Annotated in this window: 15 protein-coding genes and 1 pseudogene; 7 read left to right on the top strand and 9 right to left on the bottom strand. The window is 68.5% G+C overall.

Going from position 1 to position 17,421, the window contains the following annotated elements; genetic code table 11:
- The first annotated feature begins 10 nt into the window (after positions 1-10).
- A complete protein-coding gene (locus tag EV580_RS20115) occupies positions 11-838 on the top strand; it encodes an alpha/beta fold hydrolase (protein ID WP_133692946.1) in 828 nt (275 codons plus the stop codon).
- Here EV580_RS20115 and EV580_RS20110 read toward each other — a convergent pair.
- The 9 genes and pseudogenes from EV580_RS20110 to EV580_RS20070 form a co-directional block, all read right to left on the bottom strand.
- Positions 835-2,706 (bottom strand): substrate-binding domain-containing protein, encoded by a 1,872-nt coding sequence (locus tag EV580_RS20110; RefSeq protein WP_133692945.1) that lies wholly within the window; start codon positions 2,704-2,706, stop codon positions 835-837. The two genes, EV580_RS20115 and EV580_RS20110, sit on opposite strands and share 4 nt — an antisense overlap.
- A gap of 24 nt (positions 2,707-2,730) precedes the next feature.
- A pseudogene (locus EV580_RS20105) lies at positions 2,731-4,939 on the bottom strand (malate synthase G).
- Positions 4,940-4,959: 20 nt separating this feature from the next.
- The gene (locus EV580_RS20100) at positions 4,960-5,874 is read right to left on the bottom strand and encodes a 3-methyladenine DNA glycosylase (RefSeq protein WP_133692943.1); all 915 of its coding nucleotides are present in this window, start codon (positions 5,872-5,874) and stop codon (positions 4,960-4,962) included.
- Positions 5,867-6,922, bottom strand: coding sequence for a hemolysin family protein (locus tag EV580_RS20095; RefSeq protein WP_133692942.1), 1,056 nt, complete (start codon positions 6,920-6,922; stop codon positions 5,867-5,869). The genes EV580_RS20100 and EV580_RS20095 overlap by 8 nt, the downstream gene beginning before the upstream one ends.
- Positions 6,922-8,283, bottom strand: coding sequence for a hemolysin family protein (locus tag EV580_RS20090; protein WP_133692941.1), 1,362 nt, complete (start codon positions 8,281-8,283; stop codon positions 6,922-6,924). The genes EV580_RS20095 and EV580_RS20090 overlap by 1 nt, the downstream gene beginning before the upstream one ends.
- A gap of 212 nt (positions 8,284-8,495) precedes the next feature.
- Positions 8,496-9,935: a GuaB1 family IMP dehydrogenase-related protein gene (locus EV580_RS20085; RefSeq protein ID WP_183505081.1), complete on the bottom strand. Its 1,440-nt coding sequence runs from the start codon at positions 9,933-9,935 to the stop codon at positions 8,496-8,498.
- A gap of 15 nt (positions 9,936-9,950) precedes the next feature.
- Positions 9,951-11,405, bottom strand: coding sequence for an NADP-dependent phosphogluconate dehydrogenase (gene gnd, locus EV580_RS20080; RefSeq protein WP_133692939.1), 1,455 nt, complete (start codon positions 11,403-11,405; stop codon positions 9,951-9,953).
- Between the two features lie 58 nt (positions 11,406-11,463).
- Complete coding sequence (locus EV580_RS20075) at positions 11,464-12,393, bottom strand: M56 family metallopeptidase (protein ID WP_133692938.1); 930 nt, start codon at positions 12,391-12,393, stop codon at positions 11,464-11,466.
- A 14-nt stretch (positions 12,394-12,407) separates the two neighbouring features.
- Positions 12,408-12,824, bottom strand: a complete 417-nt coding sequence (locus EV580_RS20070) for a BlaI/MecI/CopY family transcriptional regulator (RefSeq protein ID WP_133692937.1) — start codon at positions 12,822-12,824, stop codon at positions 12,408-12,410.
- Between the two features lie 243 nt (positions 12,825-13,067).
- On the opposite strand from EV580_RS20070, the gene EV580_RS20065 reads away from it, so the two are divergent.
- The 6 genes from EV580_RS20065 to EV580_RS20040 all read left to right on the top strand — a co-directional run bounded on the left by EV580_RS20065 (position 13,068) and on the right by EV580_RS20040 (position 17,414).
- Positions 13,068-13,787 carry an iron reductase gene (locus tag EV580_RS20065; protein ID WP_133692936.1) on the top strand — a complete coding sequence of 240 codons (720 nt, stop codon included), beginning with the start codon at positions 13,068-13,070 and terminating at the stop codon, positions 13,785-13,787.
- Positions 13,788-13,958: 171 nt separating this feature from the next.
- Positions 13,959-14,387, top strand: a complete 429-nt coding sequence (locus EV580_RS20060) for a PaaI family thioesterase (RefSeq protein WP_133692935.1) — start codon at positions 13,959-13,961, stop codon at positions 14,385-14,387.
- Positions 14,388-14,427: 40 nt separating this feature from the next.
- On the top strand, positions 14,428-14,730 hold the full coding sequence (locus EV580_RS20055) for an urease subunit gamma (protein ID WP_133692934.1): 303 nt from the start codon (positions 14,428-14,430) through the stop codon (positions 14,728-14,730).
- A 16-nt stretch (positions 14,731-14,746) separates the two neighbouring features.
- Complete coding sequence (locus tag EV580_RS20050; protein ID WP_133692933.1) at positions 14,747-15,058, top strand: urease subunit beta; 312 nt, start codon at positions 14,747-14,749, stop codon at positions 15,056-15,058.
- The gene (locus tag EV580_RS20045; protein WP_133692932.1) at positions 15,058-16,779 is read left to right on the top strand and encodes an urease subunit alpha; all 1,722 of its coding nucleotides are present in this window, start codon (positions 15,058-15,060) and stop codon (positions 16,777-16,779) included. The genes EV580_RS20050 and EV580_RS20045 overlap by 1 nt, the downstream gene beginning before the upstream one ends.
- The gene (locus tag EV580_RS20040; protein ID WP_133692931.1) at positions 16,779-17,414 is read left to right on the top strand and encodes an urease accessory protein UreF; all 636 of its coding nucleotides are present in this window, start codon (positions 16,779-16,781) and stop codon (positions 17,412-17,414) included. Before EV580_RS20045 ends, EV580_RS20040 begins: the two co-directional genes overlap by 1 nt.
- Positions 17,415-17,421: the final 7 nt, after the last annotated feature.

Raw genomic sequence — 17,421 nt, 5'->3', positions numbered from 1 at the left:
GGGTGGACGGATGCTGTCCACCAGTGCGGGCAACGTGTTCGTCCGCTCCCAATCCGGGCGAGGCCCGGCTGTCCTTCTGCTGCACGGCTTCCCGTCCAGCTCGTACGACTTCCGCGACGTCGTCGACCGGCTGGGCGACCGTGCCTGGGTGACGCTGGACTTCCTGGGTTTCGGGCTGTCGGACAAACCCCGTCCGCATCGCTACAGCCTGCTGGAACAGGCCGACATCGTGCAGCAGGTGGTCGCCGACGTCGCACCCGGCCCGGTGGTGCTGCTGGCCCACGATATGGGCACCTCGGTGGCCACCGAACTGCTGGCCCGTGACGTCTCGGGCACTCTGCCGTTCGAGATCCAGCGCGCGGTGCTCACCAACGGCAGCGTGATCATCGAGCGGGCCAGCCTGCGGCCGAGCCAGAAGATCCTGCGTGGTCCGTTCGGCCCGATCCTGGCCCGGCTGACCAACAAACAGGGCTTCCTGCGGGGCTTCGCCAAACTGTTCAGCGCCGCACACCCGCTGTCCGACGAGGAAGCGCAGGCGCAGTGGGCGCTGATGGCCAACAACGACGGCCACCGCATCATCAACCTGCTGTGCGCCTACCTCAACGAGCGGGTGCGGTTCGCGCCGCGCTGGCATGGGGCCGTTCGCGATTGGGACAAACCGCTGGGATTCCTGTGGGCCACCGGCGATCCCGTCGCCACCACGAACGTGCTGGCCGGTCTGCGGGAGCTGCGGCCCACCGCCGAGGTGATCGAACTGCCCGGCATCGGGCACTACCCGCAGATCGAGGTGCCCGACGAATTCACCGCCGGGGCAAAGAAGTTGCTGCAGCTCGACTAGGACAGCAGCTCGGTGACGGCGCTCGCCAGATCGGGTGAATCCGACGTCGCGACATTCTGATAGCTGCCGCCCGAAGCCTGCGCGACGGCCTCCCATGTCGCGCGGTCGGAGTCGTCGCCGAAGTCGATGACGTTGATCGCCACCGGTTTCGCCGGGTCGGCTGCCGACTTGACGTAGGAGATCAGTCCCGGACCGTCCAGCGTCTGGTCGGTGTGGGGTCCCTGGGTGATCACCAGCAGCGAATTGGCCTGTCCGTCACGGAAGTTGGCCAGCGCTTCGCCGTACGCCAGCCGCAGCGTGGTGAACGACACCGCGCCGCTACCCGACGGGGACAACCCGGTCAACGTGCCGGTGAGCGCGGCCGACTGATCGGACACCGGCCCCAGCGGCACTGCCGATTTGCCCTCGGTTCCGTTGAACGTCCAGAGCCCGACGGCCGCGTTCGGCGGCAGCGCCCCGATGCGGTTGTTCAGCGCGGCGACCACATTGGCCAGTCGTGACCTGCCGCCCTCGTCCGCACTCATCGCCTGGTTCAGCATGATCGTGGTGGCCGACCCGGTGGCGGGCGACGACACCGCCGCGGCCAGGGTGGCACGCACCGACTCGTCACCGACCGACAGCGGCGTACCCAACTGCGGGAAGCTGACGACGTCGTTGCCTGCCGGGGCGGTGCCCTCGGCTCGGAAACCGGCCTTCGCCAGAGTGCTCAGCTGCTCGGGCTTGCGCATGAACCGGGCGAATTCGCTGGCGGCACTGACCTGTTCGCTGGACAGCCAGGTGCCCGACAGCAGCACGGTGGGGTAGTCGGCGGTCGCGACCGGACCCGACGGCAGCCATTCGGCGACGTTGTTCTTGGCCTCGGGTGCCGAGGCCCGGCTGAACAACTGCTGCTCGGTGGTGGCCACGGCGTGCACCGGCGCGCCGGCCGCATCGCCGGCGGCCAACAGCGCCTTCCACGCGGCGTCGGCGGTGGTGTCGGGCAGCTTCGGCTGGCCGGCAACCAGGGCATTGACGGCACCAAGACCCGACGTGGCCGGCGCATTCGCCGGCGCCGACGTCGAGGCGACGGCCTCAGCGGCCAGGTAGGTGGCGTCGGCGTTGCCGCCGGTCGGCAGCGCGAGGCGCAGCGCACCCCAGCCGGGCAGATTCAGCGAGTCCAGGGCGGTGGGATTGGTCTGCAGACCCGGCAGTGCCGACCAATTCTGTTGGCCCAAGGCGTCTTTGAGCTGCGGGCGAACCGCGAGCACCACCGGCGAGCTGACCAGCGAGCGCGCGTCGCTGACCACGGCCTTGCCTGCCGTCGACTGGAGCCGTGCCTCGGCGATGGAGCTGGCCGGTATCCACAAGGCCGGGCGCTCGCCGAGGTCACCGGGCCAGTCGGAGACGAATCCCTCGACCACTCGATCCGAATCAGCCGCGGTGACAACCATTTTCACGCAGCGATCACCGATCGGGGTGACGGTGGCGTTGAAGCTCTCGGCGAACTTGCTGACATCGCTGGCGATCGAGGGGTCGGCGACCACCCCGACGTTGACCGCCCCGGCCATGCACTTCTGCGCGGCATCGGTCGACCGGTGCGAGAGCGCGTCACCGAAGAACCGCCACAGGATCACCGCACCGACGACGACAACCACCGTGACCAGGGCGGCGATCACGCCGAGGCTCACCCCGCGCCGGCCGGTCTCGCTGCGGTGGCCACCTTCGAAGGCGGCCACCCGCCGGCGAGCCGTATCGGTCAGCGGCGACGGCTCGTACACCGGGGTGTCGTCGGCCTGGGGGATCCGGGCAGTGGGATTTTCCGGTCCCTCGGCAGGCTCGTCCCGTTCGCCGAAAGACTCCCCGGGACCGGGTCTGCTGTGCCTGCCCATGGCGGTGTTTGATCCTCTTTCGTGTCAGCGGTCGTGCGGTGCGGGCTTACGCGCCGGTGCTGGCCTTGTACTCCCGGCGGCGGCGATGCAGGATCGGCTCGGTGTAGCCGTTGGGCTGCGCGGCGCCCGCCAGGATCAGCTCCTGAGCCGCCTGGAAGGCGATGCTGTTGTCCGGGTCTGTCGCCATCGGCTTGAAATCGGGATCCGACGCGTTCTGCTCGTCGACCACCGCGGCCATCCGGCGCAGGCTCTCCCGCACGTCGTCTTCGGTGATGACACCGTGGCGCAGCCAGTTCGCCAGCAGCTGACTCGAAATGCGCAGTGTTGCACGGTCTTCCATCAGCGCGACATCGTGAATGTCGGGCACCTTCGAGCAGCCGACACCGGCGTCGATCCAGCGCACCACATAGCCGAGGATCGACTGGCAGTTGTTGTCGATCTCCTCGTGGATCTCCTCCGGCGACCACGCCAGTTCCTGCGCCAGCGGCAGGGTCAGCAGGTCGTCGATGCTGGTGCGGGTCTGGCCGGCCAGTTCCTTGTGCACCTCGTAGACGTCCACGTAGTGGTAGTGCATGGCGTGCAGCGTCGCCGCCGTCGGCGACGGCACCCACGCCGTGGTGGCACCGGCCTTGGGCTGACCGATCTTCTGCTCGACCATCTGCGCCATGAGGTCGGTCATGGCCCACATGCCCTTGCCGATCTGCGCCCGCCCGGAGAACCCGGTGGCCAGGCCGACGTCCACGTTCTGGTCTTCGTAGGCCAGGATCCACGGCTGGGTCTTCATGGCGCCCTTGCGGATCATCGGACCCGCTTCCATCGAGGTGTGGATCTCGTCGCCGGTGCGGTCCAGGAAGCCGGTGTTGATGAACGCAACCCGGTCGGCGGCGGCCTTCACACAGGCCTTGAGGTTGGCCGAGGTGCGGCGTTCCTCGTCCATGATGCCGACCTTGATGGTGTTCTGCGGCAGGCCCAGCACGTCCTCGACGCGGCTGAACAGCTCGCAGGTGAAGGCGACTTCGTCCGGGCCGTGCATTTTCGGCTTCACGATGTAGATCGAGCCGGTTCGGCTGTTCTGCTTCGGGCTGCCGTCCTGCGCCTTCAGGCCGTGCGTCGCGATCAGGCTGGTGAACAGCGCGTCCTGGATGCCTTCGTAGATCTCGTTGCCGTCCGCATCGACGATCGCGTCGTTGGTCATCAGGTGACCGACGTTGCGGACGAACAGCAGGCTGCGGCCGGGCAACGTCAGCTCACCGTCGCCGGGCGTCTTGTAGGTGCGGTCGTCGTTGAGCACCCGGGTGAACGTCTTGCCGCCCTTGCTGACCTCTTCGGCCAGATCGCCACGGTTGAGGCCAAGCCAGTTGCGGTAGCCGAGGACCTTGTCGTCGGCGTCGACGGCGGCCACCGAATCCTCGAAGTCCATGATCGTGGTGATCGCAGACTCCAGCACGACATCCTTGATGCCGGCCTTGTCGGTCTTGCCGATGGGGGACTCGGGGTCGATCAGGACCTCGATGTGCAGGCCGTTGTTGACCAGCAGCACCGACCACGACGGCGAGCCGAGTTCACCGGTGTAGCCCAGGAACTTCTCCGGGCTGGCCAGGTGCGTGGATTTCCCGTCGCCCAACGCGATTTCGAGCGTGTCGTCAGCGACGCTGACTCCGGTTGCATCGGCCCAGGAGCCGTCGGCCAGCGGTACCGCCGCATCCAGGAAGCCGCGGGCGTAGGCGATGACCTTGTCACCGCGGATCTTGTTGTAGCTGCTGCCGGGCTCGGCGCCGTCCTCGGTGCTGATGACGTCGGTGCCGTAGAGCGCGTCGTACAGCGAGCCCCAGCGGGCGTTGGCGGCGTTGAGCGCGAAGCGGGCGTTGAGGATCGGCACCACCAGCTGCGGGCCCGCGGTGGTGGTGATCTCGTCGTCCACACCGGAGGTGGTGATGGTGAAGTCCGCGGGCTCCGGCGTCAGGTAACCGATGTCCCGGAGGAACTGCTGGTACTCGCCGGCGTCGATACCGCCGATGATCCGCTGCCGGTGCCACTTGTCGATCTGGGCCTGCAGCTCGTCGCGGCGGGCGAGCAGGTCCTGGTTCTGCGGGGTGAGGTCGGCGACGACCTTGTCCACCCCGGACCAGAAGCTATCGGGGTCGATGCCGGTGCCGGGCAGCGCCTCGTTGGTGATGAAGTCGTACAACGTCTGCGCCACACGCAGGTTGCCGACGGACACGCGTTCGGTCATCTGTCCTCCCTCACGACAAATCAATTCATATTACCCGCAGGTAGGGCCCCCTCCGACACAGTGTCGTAGGCCACTCCAGCGGTGAGCAACCGGTCACACCACGCCAACAGCGCCGCACGCAGTGGTACGGCACGCTCGGCGATAACGCCCTGGCACCGCACGTATTCCGCGCGTCCGGCGGGTTCCTCCACGGTGATCGGCTCAAACCCGAGGTGTGTCAGATCGTAGGGGCTGGCCCGCATGTCGAGCTCACGGGCCTGCGCGGCCAGTTCCAGGCAATCCACCAGCAGCCCCGAGTCCACCAGCGGTCCGAGCTTGTAGCACCACTTGTAGAGGTCCATGTTGGCGTGCAGGCAGCCGGGCTGTTCCCAGTCGCGCTGGTCAGCGCGGGTCGGCACGCCGCGGTTGCGCGGAGCGGCCGCGTCGGTGAAGAACCGGAAAGCGTCGAAGTGGGTGCAGCGCAACGGCATCGACTCGACCACCGCATCGGTGCCGGCCACGCCCAGTCGCAGCGGTACCCGGCCGTGGCGAACAGCCTCGGCGCGATAGACCATCGCCCACTCGTGCATGCCGAAGCAGCCGAACTGCGGCGCCCGGCCCTCGGTCGCGCGGAGCAGGTCGGCGACGAACGCGACCGTGGGCAGCCGCGAGCGCACGAACTCCGCACTGACGGTGAGACCGTCGGGGCTCGCCACATAGCCCGCCCGATCGAGGTACTCGGCGGCGGCCGGTCCGGCCAGCGCGGTGCCGTAGCCGGGATGCCAAACCCGCAGCTGGCGGGGCCGCAGGCTGTAGTAGGTGAACAGGAAATCCCACACCGGGTGAGCCTCACCGCGGCCGGCGCGACGGGCATGCGGGCCGGTGAACGCCTCGACCTTGGTCCGATGCGCCGCCGCCCGTGCTGTCCACTCGTGCTCGGACAGCACGTCAGGCACGGTGCATCCCGTCGCGCACGGTGCCGACCAGGTCCTCGACCAGGTCTTCGAGCGCCACCATCGCGCACACCGCCCCGGTGGCATCGGTCACCAGCGCCAAGTGGCTGTTGTCGCGGCGCAGCTGCGACAACGCGTCGGGCAGCGCCATGTCGGCGGCCACCCGCGGCAGATGGCGCACCACCGACACGTCGAGCACCGAATCCGGATCGTCGATCTCGCTCAGCACATCCTTGATGTGCAGGTAGCCGATCAGCGTGCCGTCGCCGCCGTCGACGGGGAACCGGGAGTAACCCGTCTCGCGCAGCGCCTCCTCGACCGCGCTGACCGTCGGGCCGCAGCCGGGCCGGGCGACCGGGATCGCGCGGATTTCGCTCAGCGGGACCGCGACATCGTTGACAACGCGGTTGCGGATCTGCAGCGCACGGGTCAGCCGCATGTGTTCTTCGGGATCCAGCAGACCCTCGGAACGGGATTCGGCGATCATCTCGGCCAGTTCCACCGTGGACACGGTGACGTCCAGCTCGTCCTTGGCTTCGATGCCGAAGCCGCGCAGCGTGGCGTTGGCCGCCCAGTTGTAGAACGCGATGAATGGCCGGGCGAACCGGACATACGCCAGGTACACCGGCATCAACAGCATCGCCGTCTTCTCCGGGCCCGCGATGGCGATGTTCTTGGGCACCATCTCGCCGAGCAGCACGTGCAACGTCACGACGATGCCCAGCGCCACGATGAACGACACCGTGTGCAGCACCGCGTCGGGCACGCCGACCAGATCGAAGGGCTTCTCCAGCAGGCCGGCCACCGCGGGTTCGCCGACCCGGCCGAGCAGGATCGAGCACACCGTGATGCCCAGCTGGGCACCGGCCAGCATCAGCGAGAGCTGCTCGCCCGCCCGCAATACCGTGACCGCGCTCCGCTTGCCTTGTTCGGCAAGGGTTTCCAGCCGGTCGCGGCGGGCCGAGATCAGCGCGAACTCCGAGCCGACGAAGAACGCGTTGGCGCCCAGCAGCGCGATCGTCAGCAGCACACCCAGGAAGTCAGCACCCATCAGCCGGCCTCGTCGCCGTCGCCGGGGTGCACGATCTGCGTCAGCACCAGTTGGTCGATGCGGCGCCCGTCCATCGCGACGACGGTCGCGCGCCAGTGGACCGGATCGTCGTACGGGCCGTCGGGGTCGAAGGCCGACAGCTCCACCGATTCACCGGTCTCGGGGATGTGACCGAGCTTCTCCAGGACCAGACCGCCGATCGTTTCGTATTCGCCTTCGGGTGCCCGGAATCCCGTCGCCTCGGCCACTTCGTCGATGCGCAGCAGCCCCGACACCCGCCAGCCCAGGCCGGACTTCTGGAAGTCGGGGGTGGAGTCGTCGTGCTCATCGCGGACGTCGCCGACGATCTCCTCGATCAGATCCTCGACGGTGACCATCCCCGCGGTGCCGCCGTATTCGTCGACCACCATCGCGGTCTGCAGACCGTGCGCACGCAGCTGCGACATCAGGGCATCGCCGTCGAGCGACGACGGCACGGTCGGCACCGAGATGGCCAGCAGGGCCAGCTTGGTGGTCGAACGGTTCGCGGTGGGCACCCCGAACACCTGTTTGACGTGCACAATGCCGATGGTTTCGTCGAGGTCGCCGTTGATGATGGGGAAGCGGGAGAAACCGGTGCCGGCCGACGCTGCCACCAGGTCCAGGACGGTGTCGTCGACATCCAGCGCCTCGATCTCGGTGCGCGGGGTCATGAACTCCTCGGCGATCCGCGACCCGAACTGCAGCGAGCGGTTGACCAGTGCGGCGGTGGCCTCGTCGAGCGAACCGTGTTCGGCCGAGCTGCGCACCAGCGCACCGAGTTCCTCGGGCGAGCGTGCCGACCGCAGCTCCTCGGCCGGCTCGATCCCCAGGCGGCGCAGGATCCAGTTGGCAGTGCCGTTGGTGGCCTTGATCAGCGGCGTCATCACGGTGGAGAACATCAGCTGGAATCCGGCCGTGGCCCGCGCTGTCGGCACCGGGCGCGCCACCGCCAGGTTCTTGGGCACCAGCTCGCCGAACACCATCGACAGCGATGTGGCGATCAGAATGGCCAGCACCAGCGCGACGCCCTCGGCCGCGCGGTCCGGCACGTGCAGGAACTCCAGCACCGGGTCGAACAGGCGCGCCAGCACGGGCTCGGCGAGGTAACCGGTGGCCAGGGTGGTGATCGAGATCCCGAGCTGCGCCCCGGACAGCTGGAACGACAGCGTGCGGTGGGCCCGCTGCACGAAATGGTCCCGGCGGTCGCCGGAACGGGCGTTGGCGTCGACGGTGCTGCGCTCCAGGGCGGTCAGCGAGAACTCGGCGGCGACGAACAACGCCGTGCCGAATGTCAGCACGACGATCGCCAACAGGCTCAACAGGGTGAAAGCGAGGTTCACCGGCCGCTGGCCTTCATGTCGCCGGGCCGCATGCCCGGCCGACTAGTGGAGGGTTCTGCCCCGGAATCGGCTGCAGGGGAATCGTCTGCCGGCCGCACACCGGAAGCAGCCCGATCCGCGGGGGCCTCGACGGGTGCCTGCGGCACGGGATCCCTTCCTCGATGGGGGCAGAACAAACCCCTATCGTAGCGGCTCGCCGGTCGCGGTCGGGTTCACCAGCCTGTCGGCAGCGGATGCCCTTCGGCGAAGCCGGCCGCCGATTGCACGCCGAGGACGACCTGCTCGTGCAGTTCGGCGATGGTCGCCGCACCCACGTAGGTGCAGGTGCTGCGGACCCCGGAGGTGATGTGGTCGAGCAGGTCTTCGACGCCGCCCCGGTCGGGATCCAGCGCCATCCGGGACGTCGAGATGCCCTCCTCGAACAGCGCCTTGCGGGCACGGTCGAAGGCGCTGTCTGCGCTGGTGCGCGCGGCCACCGCCCGCTTGGAGGCCATTCCGTAGCTCTCCTTGTACGGCCTGCCGTCCCGGTCGAGCATCAGATCGCCGGGGGACTCGTAGGTGCCGGCGAACCAGGAGCCGATCATCACGTTGGAGGCGCCGGCGGCCAGAGCCAGCGCCACGTCACGCGGGTGACGAACTCCGCCGTCAGCCCACACGTGACCACCGAGTTCCCTTGCAGCCGAAGAGCATTCGAGCACAGCCGAGAACTGTGGACGGCCTACGCCGGTCATCATCCTGGTCGTGCACATCGCACCGGGTCCGACGCCGACCTTGACGATCGAGGCGCCCGCCCCGATCAGGTCGCGGGCGCCCTCGGCGGAGACGACGTTGCCCGCCGCCAGCGGGACACCCAGATCCAGCGACGCGACGGCCTTGATGGCGTCGAGCATCTTGACCTGGTGGCCGTGCGCGGTGTCGACCACCAGGACGTCGACACCGGACTCGACCAGCGCCTGCGCCTTGGCGGCCACGTCGCCGTTGATGCCCACCGCCGCGGCGATGCGCAGCCGTCCCGCGCTGTCGACGGCGGGGGTGTAGATGCCGGCCCGCACCGCGCCGAGGCGGCTCAGCACTCCGGCCAGGCTGCCATCGGCCTCGGTCAGCACCGCCACATCGATCGGGGCGTGCTCGAGCATCTCGAACACCTGGCGGGGTTCGGTGTGCACCGGCGCGGTGACGAAGTCGTTGACCGCGATGTCGCGCACGCGGGCGAACCGGTCGACGCCCGCGGTGGCGGCCTCGGTGACCAGCCCGATCGGCCGGCCCTCGAACACCACCACCGCCACGCCGTGGGCGCGCTTGTGGATCAGCGCGACGGCATCGGAGACCGAGTCGTCGGGGGCCAGCACCACCGGGGTGTCGGCCACCAGGTCGCGGCTCTTGACGAAATCGACGGTCTGTTTGACCGCATCGATCGGCAGGTCCTGCGGCAGCACGACGATGCCGCCGCGCCGGGCGACCGTTTCGGCCATCCGGCGGCCGGCCACCGCCGTCATGTTCGCCACGACAACCGGGATCGTCGTGCCGGTCCCGTCGGATGTCGACAGGTCGACATCGAACCGGGACGCGACGTCGGATCGGCTGGGGACGACGAAGACGTCGTCGTAGGTCAGGTCGTACGGAGGCCGCTGGCCGTCGAGAAAGCGCACCACACCAGGGTAGTGCGGTTAGGCCTCGACCTCGGTGCGGTCACCGCTCCACAGGGTGTGGAAGCGGGCCGCCGGGTCGGCGTCGGTGCGGCCATAGGTGTGCGCGCCGAAGAAGTCGCGCAGCCCCTGGGTCAGGGCCGCGGGCAGCCGCTCGGTGCGCAGGGCGTCGTAATAGGACAGCGCCGAGGCGAACCCGGGGACCGGAATGCCCAGCTCGGTGGCCTTCACCACGACTCGGCGCCAGCTGTCGATGCCCGCCTCGACCGCGTCGCGGAAGTACGGCGCGGCGATCAACGTGGCCAGCTCGGCGTTCTCGTCGTACGCCTCTTTGATCCGGTTGAGGAACTTGGCCCGGATGATGCAGCCGCCACGCCAGATGGTGGCCATGTCACCCAGGGTGATGCCCCAGTTGTATTCGGCACTGCCTGCCTGGATCTGGTTGAAGCCCTGGGCGTAGGCGATGATCTTCGACGCGTAGAGCGCCTTGCTGACATCGTCGATGAATTGCGTTGCGTCCGTGGGGCGTTCACCGAGTTCCCCGGAGGCTAGGCCGGTCGTCGCCTTGCGCTGCGGCACAGAGCCCGACAGCGCGCGGGCGAAGACCGCCTCGGCGATACCGGTGACCGGCACCCCGAGGTCCAGGGCGGACTTGACCGTCCAGCGGCCGGTGCCCTTCTGCTCGGCCTCGTCGACGATGACGTCGACCAGCGGCTTGCCGGTCTTGGCATCGGTCTGGCGCAGCACCTCGGCGGTGATCTCGATCAGGTAGCTGTCCAGGTCGCCTTTGTTCCATTCGGCGAAGATCTCCGCGATCTCGGGTGCGGTCTTGCCCAACCCGTCGCGCAGCAGCTGGTAGGCCTCGCCGATGAGCTGCATGTCGGAGTACTCGATGCCGTTGTGCACCATCTTGACGAAGTGGCCTGCGCCGTCGGGGCCGATGTGGGTGCAGCACGGGACGCCGTCGACGTGGGCGGAGATCTCCTCGAGCAGCGGGCCCAGCGACTTGTAGGACTCGGCGGGCCCGCCCGGCATGATCGACGGGCCCTTCAGCGCGCCTTCCTCACCGCCGGAGATGCCCGCGCCGACGAAGTGCAGACCGCGCTCGCGCACCGCCTTCTCGCGCCGGATGGTGTCGGTGTAGAGCGCGTTGCCGCCGTCGATGATGATGTCGCCCGGCTCGAAGACCTCGCAGAGCTCGTTGATGACGGCGTCGGTGGGGTCACCGGCCTTGACCATGATGAGCGCGCGGCGCGGCTTCTCCAGCGCGGCGGCGAACTCGGCCATCGTCTCGGTGCGGACGAACTTGCCCTCGGAACCGTGCTCGGCGAGAACGGCGTCGGTCTTGGCGACCGACCGGTTGTGCAGTGCGACGGTGTACCCGTGGTGGGCGAAGTTCCGCGCGATGTTGGAGCCCATCACCGCCATTCCGGTAACACCGATCTGTGCAGTGCCGTCCGTCTGGGGTGAGCTCATATCGCGCCTTTCAGTTGTGTGAATTTTGTTGTGGCAAGAACGTTTTCAAAAACGATGGTCAGGACGACAAGAACAGCCGGTGCAGCTCCGTCAGCCACGGCATCGCGACCGCGACGGTCGGCACCACCAGCACAGCCGCGGCGGTCGTGTAGGCGGCCAGCGACAACAGCAGGCTGTTGCCCTCGCCGCACAGCCGGCGCACCCGGATCACCGTCGTCGGCCCGCCGGCGGCCAGCGCACCCTTTGGTGTGCGACCCGAGGCGCAGGCGACCAGGGCGCGGGCCAGGGGAGTCGGACCGGCGGTCCGCACGGCCGCGTCGTCGGCCAACAGCTCGACGAGCAGCCGCACCGCGTTCAGCGCGCTGCCGCTACGGACGAAGCGGGGGAAGGCGGTGTGCACGGCGATGAACGCCTCGAGGACCAGATCGTGGCGGGCGCGCAGATGCGCACGTTCGTGGCTGAGGATCGCCACCAGCTCGGCGTCGCTCAACGCGGCCAGAGTGCCCTTGCTCAGCACGACCCGGCTCCGCACCCCGGGCAGGCAATAGGCCAGCGGTTCGGCCACGTCCAGCACTCGCAGCCCGCTCATGCCATGCCGGCAGTCGCCGAGCAGATCGACGACCATCCGGTGGTGTGCCCGGCGCCGGCGGGTGGCCACGGCGACCTGCACACCGGCGAGCAGCAGGCGGGCACCGATGACCAGGGTGATGGCGAAAACCAGGACGTAGGCCAGCCACAACGGCCAGCCCAGTGCGGCGATCTCGCTGGTGATCGTGGCGGTCGGGCGCCCATCGGGACCGGGGACGAACAGCCGGCTGGCGATCGCCAGGCCGGCGCTGAACGCGGACAGGACGGCGGCCACCGCGATCGACTGCCAGAGCACGATTGCGGCCCGCGGCGCACGCATCGGCCAGGCCGCCCGGGCCAGCAGTGCGGGCACAGGACCAACCAGCATCAAAGCGAGGAAGGTGAAGGCCAGCGCGGACACGCTGACAGTGTCCCTCAGACGCTAGGCGCGCCGCCAGCGGGCCAGGTTGAACGGTTTCTGGATTCTAATTCCGCCAGCGCGCGGCGCAAGGCGTCCGCCTCGTCGACGCCGACCCGCTCGACGAAATGCACCAGCGCGGCCTGCCGGCCGCCGGAGTCCGACGCCTGATCGAGTGCGTCGACCATGAGGCCGGCGACGAGTTCGTCGCGGCCGTGGACCGGGGCGTACTGGTGAGCCCGGTCATCGCGGATCTGGGAGACCAGGTTCTTGCGGGCGAGGCGCTGCAGGACGGTCATGACCGTGGTGTAGGCCAGATCGCGCTCGGTACAGAGGGCCTCGTGGACCTGACGAACCGTCAATGGCTCACCAGCGGCCCACAAGTGGTCCATCACCGCGCGTTCAAGTTCGCCGAGACGAGTCAACTTGGCCATATCCGTTCATTCCGTAGCAGTGAGGCAAGAGTACTCCCGGTTACTACCGGGCGTCGTATCCAACTTTCGGGATCAACTCCGCTCGGCACCGGCGAAGTTCCCGCCCGGTGACCCGATGCGGGGTAATCGCAGGACAGCGGGCCGCACCTGTGAACCCACTGTGACAGCATTCACATTAGGCAATGCTAACCTTCCTCGGCCTCTTATGGTTAGGCTCACCTAACTGAACATCGAGGAGGTGCCGTGACCACAGCCGTGGTTGACCCGTTGATCGACGGAATGACCATTCGCCGCATCCTGCCGTTGCATGAGTCCAGCAGCCGCCTGCGCAGGCTGAGCCCGGATTCACCGCGGGTGCACGGGGTGGCGGTGATGGCCGATGTGTCGCGACGGCGCTGGTGGGCGCTGGACTCGGTGACGACGACAGGCCGGCTGGCGGCCATGTTCGAAGCCGCGGTCGACGAGCTGGGCGACCGGCGCGCGGTGGCCCAACAACTGGCGGCCACCTTCACCCACGCGGTGCTGGGCCGGGCGGTGACGCTGTTCGTACTCGAGGGCCGGGTGTGGGACACCGGGCCGGGCAATCTCTGGATGCACGTCGACTCGGAGGGCACGATCGACTGGACCGCGGTGGTGGACCCGACGTTGCGCGTGCTGCCCGACGATCCGGCGATGACCGACGTGGTTCGCCTGCCCAACGAGCTCGCACTGGCGACATGGACCGCGCACCGCTGCCACCGCTCGCTCGAACCGATCTTCGACGCCCTGCACGACCTCAGCCGTGGCTCACTCTCGCGGCCCGCGATGTGGCAGATGGTCGGCTCCGCCGTGGTCATCACCGCCACCCAGGTACCGATGCTCACCGGCAACGGCGAAGTGACCTGCATGCGTCGCGGCCAGGCCGTGCTCGACGCTCTGACCAATTTCGGGCTCCCGGTCCGTGCGCTGCGGCGGACAGGGTAGGTCTTGTGAGTTAGGCAAGCCTTGCCTATGGTGATAGGCACACAACAAAAGACGAACGGACCGCGCCGGATGTCCTGAGGGCTGCAGTGACACCCCGGTCCGTGCTGAGGACGGGCCCCGCGTTCATACGCGGGGCCCGTCCCTCATCTGCGGTGGTGTAGACACAACTGCGTGCAATCAGAGCAGTCGCCGATCGAGCAGATCGCTTTCTCCGCCCCGTTCGACAACGAGCTCGGCCTGGTGTTCACCGAGCTGACGCCGGAGGGCGCCAAGGCACAGCTGGAGGTCCAGCCCAAGCTGCTGCAGCCGATGGGCATCGTCCACGGCGGCGTGTACTGCTCGATGATCGAATCGATGGCCAGCACCTCGGCCTTTGTCTGGCTGGCGGCCAACGGCGGAGGCAACGTCGTCGGCGTCAACAACAACACCGACTTCCTGCGGGCGATCGGCGAAGGCACCGTCTACGGGGTCACCGAGCCCATCCACCGCGGCCGGCGCCAGCAGCTGTGGCTGGTCACGATTCGCGACGACAAGGACCGCCTCCTCGCTCGCGGCCAGGTGCGCCTGCAGAACCTCGAGCCGGAGCCGCCGCCGAGCTAGGCCCTGCTGATCGCGTCCTGCCATGGCAGGATCGCGCTCTATGCGACTGACACCGCATGAAACCGACCGGCTGCTGATCTCGTACGCCGCCGACCTCGCGCGCCGTCGACAGGCCCGCGGGCTGCTGCTCAACCATCCGGAAACGGTCGCGATCATCACCGATCATGTCCTGGAGGGCGCGCGCGACGGCCGCACCGTGGCCGAGCTGATGGTCAGCGGACGCGAGGTCCTGTCCCGCGACGAGGTCATGGAAGGCGTGCCCGAGATGCTGCACGACGTGCAGGTCGAGGCCACCTTCCCGGACGGCACCAAACTGGTCACCGTCCACCACCCCATCCCGTGAGTCGCTGGAGGACACCATGATTCCCGGAGAAGTCTTCCTCGGCGACGGCGATATCGAGATCAACGCCGGCGCGCCGCGCGTCGAGCTCGAGATTCTCAACACCGGCGACCGGCCGGTGCAGGTCGGCAGCCACGTACATCTGCCGCAGGCCAACGCCGCGCTGTCGTTCGACCGGTCGGCCGCCTACGGCCACCGCTTCGACATTCCCGCGGGTACCGCCGTTCGCTTCGAACCCGGTGTGGCACAGCGGGTTGCGCTGGTCCCGCTCGGTGGTCTTCGTGAAGTGCACGGCCTGAGCCTGAACCCACCTGGAAAGTTGGATGCCTGATGACCGAACTGTCGCGTGCGCGCTACGCCGCGCTGTTCGGCCCCACCACCGGTGACCGGATCCGACTGGCCGACACCGACCTGATCGTCGAGATCACCGAGGACCGCAGCGGCGGGCCCGGTCTGGCCGGCAACGAGGCGGTGTTCGGCGGCGGCAAGGTGCTGCGCGAGTCGATGGGCCAGAGCCGCGCGACCCGCGCCGACGGCGCACCCGACACCGTGATCACCGGCGCGGTGATCATCGATTATTGGGGAATCATCAAGGCGGACATTGGTATTCGCGACGGCCGCATCGTCGCCATCGGCAAGGCCGGCAACCCCGAGATCATGTCGGGCGTACACCCCGACCTGGTGGTCGGTCCGTCGACGGAGATCATCGCCGGTAACGGTCGCATCGTCACCGCCGGGGCCATCGACTGCCACGTCCATTTGATCTGCCCGCAGATCATGGAAGAGGCCATCGGCGGCGGCATCACCACCATCGTGGCGGGCGGCACCGGACCCGCCGAAGGGTCGAAGGCCACCACGGTGACACCGGGTGCCTGGCATCTGGCCAGGATGCTGGAAGCTCTGGACCACTGGCCGCTCAACATCGCGCTGCTCGGAAAAGGCAACACCGTCAGCCATGAGGCCATGTGGGAGCAATTGCGTGGCGGCGCAGCGGGTTTCAAGCTGCACGAAGACTGGGGGACCACACCCGCCGCGATCGACGCCTGCCTGACAGTGTCCGAGGCGGCCGGGGTGCAGGCCAACATCCACACCGACACCCTCAACGAGGCCGGCTTCGTCGAGGACACGCTGGCCGCGATCAAGGGCCGCAACATCCACGCGTATCACACCGAGGGCGCCGGCGGCGGACACGCACCCGACATCATCACCGTCGCATCCCATCCCAACGTGCTGCCCAGTTCGACCAACCCGACCCGGCCGCACACCGTCAACACGCTCGACGAGCATCTGGACATGCTGATGGTCTGCCATCACCTGAATCCCAGTGTGCCCGAGGATCTTGCGTTCGCCGAGAGCCGCATCCGGCCGTCGACCATCGCCGCCGAGGATCTGCTGCACGACATCGGGGCGATCTCGATGATCGGCAGCGACGCCCAGGCCATGGGCCGCATCGGCGAGGTGGTGATGCGCACCTGGCAGACCGCGCATGTGATGAAGCGCCGCCGCGGTGCCCTGGAAGGGGATGGGGCAGCCGACAACAACCGGGTCCGCCGCTACATCGCCAAATACACGATCTGCCCGGCCGTCGCACACGGCATGGACCACGAGATCGGCTCGGTGGAGGTCGGCAAGCTGGCCGACCTGGTGCTGTGGGAGCCGGCCTTCTTCGGGGTGCGCCCACACGCGGTGGTCAAGGGCGGCATGATCGCCTGGGCCGCAATGGGTGACGCCAATGCCTCGATCCCGACCCCCCAGCCGGTGCTGCCGCGCCCGATGTTCGGAGCCGCGCCGGCCGCGGCGGCGGCGACCTCCGTGCACTTCGTCGCCCCACAGGCCATCGAGGACGGGCTGGCCGATCGGATCGCGGTGAACCGCCGTCTGGCGCCGGTGGGCAATGTGCGCGCCGTCGGCAAGGCGCAGATGCCGCTCAACGACGCCCAGCCCCACATCGAGGTCGACTCCGACACCTTCACCGTCCGCATCGACGGCGAGGTGTGGGCCGAACAACCCGCCACCGAACTGCCGATGGCTCAGCGCTACTTCCTGTTCTGATGTCGTCGCTGACCACCCTTCTGACACTGGCCGATTCGCGGTTGCCGACCGGGGGACACGTGCACTCCGGCGGGGTGGAAGAGGCGGTGACCAGCCGGCTGGTCATCGATCTCACGACGCTGGAGGCGTACCTGCGCCGCCGGATCCGCACCAGTGGCCTGGTGACGGCATCGGTCGCGGCCGCCGTGCACCGCGGCGATCTGACTCCCGCCCACGCCGATGCCGAAACCGATGCGCGCACACCGGCACCGGCGGCCCGGCTGGCGTCGCGCGCTCAGGGCCGCGGTCTGCTGCGGCTGGCCCGACGGGTCTGGCCAGGCTCGGACTGGGATTCATTGGGCCCGCGCCCGCACCTGGCCGTGACCGCCGGGCGAGTCGGGGCGGCCAGCGGCCTGGATCCCGAGCAGACCGCGCTATCGCTGGTCTACACCACGATGACCGGCACCGCGACCGCCGCCCAGCGTCTGCTGGCGCTGGATCCCGCCGACGTCGCGGCGCTGACCTTCGCGCTTGCCGACCTGTGCGAACACACCGCACAGCGGGCGGCCGCCCGCCTGGCCGACCTGTCCGATCCGCTGCTCGACGAGCTCGCCGAGCGGCATGCCCAACGAGAACGCCCCCTGTTCGTCTCCTGAAAGATTC

Source organism: Mycobacterium sp. BK086 (assembly GCA_004362315.1).
Lineage (GTDB): Bacteria > Actinomycetota > Actinomycetes > Mycobacteriales > Mycobacteriaceae > Mycobacterium.
The sequence above is the reverse complement of the archived record's forward strand: the minus strand, read 5'-3'. Positions and strand labels throughout refer to the sequence as shown.

Coding starts and splice junctions, on each gene's coding strand:
- EV580_RS20115 (WP_133692946.1), top strand. CDS start 11: ATGCTGTCCACCAGTGCGGGCAACGTGTTCGTCCGCTCCCAATCCGGG.
- EV580_RS20110 (WP_133692945.1), bottom strand. CDS start 2,706: ATGGGCAGGCACAGCAGACCCGGTCCCGGGGAGTCTTTCGGCGAACGG.
- EV580_RS20095 (WP_133692942.1), bottom strand. CDS start 6,922: ATGGGTGCTGACTTCCTGGGTGTGCTGCTGACGATCGCGCTGCTGGGC.
- gnd (WP_133692939.1), bottom strand. CDS start 11,405: ATGAGCTCACCCCAGACGGACGGCACTGCACAGATCGGTGTTACCGGA.
- EV580_RS20070 (WP_133692937.1), bottom strand. CDS start 12,824: ATGGCCAAGTTGACTCGTCTCGGCGAACTTGAACGCGCGGTGATGGAC.
- EV580_RS20055 (WP_133692934.1), top strand. CDS start 14,428: ATGCGACTGACACCGCATGAAACCGACCGGCTGCTGATCTCGTACGCC.
- EV580_RS20050 (WP_133692933.1), top strand. CDS start 14,747: ATGATTCCCGGAGAAGTCTTCCTCGGCGACGGCGATATCGAGATCAAC.
- EV580_RS20045 (WP_133692932.1), top strand. CDS start 15,058: ATGACCGAACTGTCGCGTGCGCGCTACGCCGCGCTGTTCGGCCCCACC.
- EV580_RS20040 (WP_133692931.1), top strand. CDS start 16,779: ATGTCGTCGCTGACCACCCTTCTGACACTGGCCGATTCGCGGTTGCCG.